Raw genomic sequence first — 671 nt, 5'->3', positions numbered from 1 at the left:
GCGATATCGCTGAGCCACAACCAATCCGGAGCATCTTCAGTGATTATGCGACCGACGAGATCATCGTGGACCGGCGGTCCCGGCGATTCAGATGGGGCTCCATGTCACCGCCGCGCGGCGGACAGCGCAGCTACGCGTCTTTCTGACGACCTCCGGGAGATCACCGACCTCTGCAAACGCGGGGGATACCTACCCGACCGAGCGCTTCGTCCACACCGCGCCGGCAGCCGTCACCGAAGTACCGGCGGCACCGACGATGAGCAGGCACTTCATGTCGATGGTGTCGGGGTCGAGTTTCTCGAGGGTCGTCACTTCCAGCGACTCGCCGGGCCGGCCGACATCGCGTCCGATGACGACGACGGTGTCCGCCGGTCGGTGTCGCAGCAGCACGGCCTTGGCATCGGCGACCTGTGTCGTCCGCGACCGGGACGCCGGGTTGTAGATGCCGAGCACGAGGTCCGCTTCTGCGACGGCGACCAGCCTCTTTTCGATGACGTCCCACGGCTTGAGACGGTCGGACAGGCGGCGGGCCAGTTCGGGTTCGGGCAGCGTGCCGGGAAGGACGGTCAGCACATCGGTGCGCCGCACGAGCGGTTCGGCAGCCGCGGCGGCCGCGGCGGAGAACGAGGTCACGCCGGGACCCACTTCCGCGACATATCGTTTCGACAACC

At 67.1% G+C, this 671-nt stretch carries 1 protein-coding gene; it reads right to left on the bottom strand.

The features are described 5' to 3' along the window. Window positions 1–189: 189 nt before the first annotated feature. On the bottom strand, window positions 190–671 hold a 482-nt coding region (locus Q8814_RS26375; RefSeq protein WP_330154856.1), incomplete at its 5' end, for an SAM-dependent methyltransferase.

The sequence above is a fragment of the Rhodococcus chondri genome (assembly GCF_036327435.1).
GTDB lineage: Bacteria > Actinomycetota > Actinomycetes > Mycobacteriales > Mycobacteriaceae > Rhodococcus > Rhodococcus chondri.
This window is presented reverse-complemented; position numbering and strand designations above follow the sequence as displayed.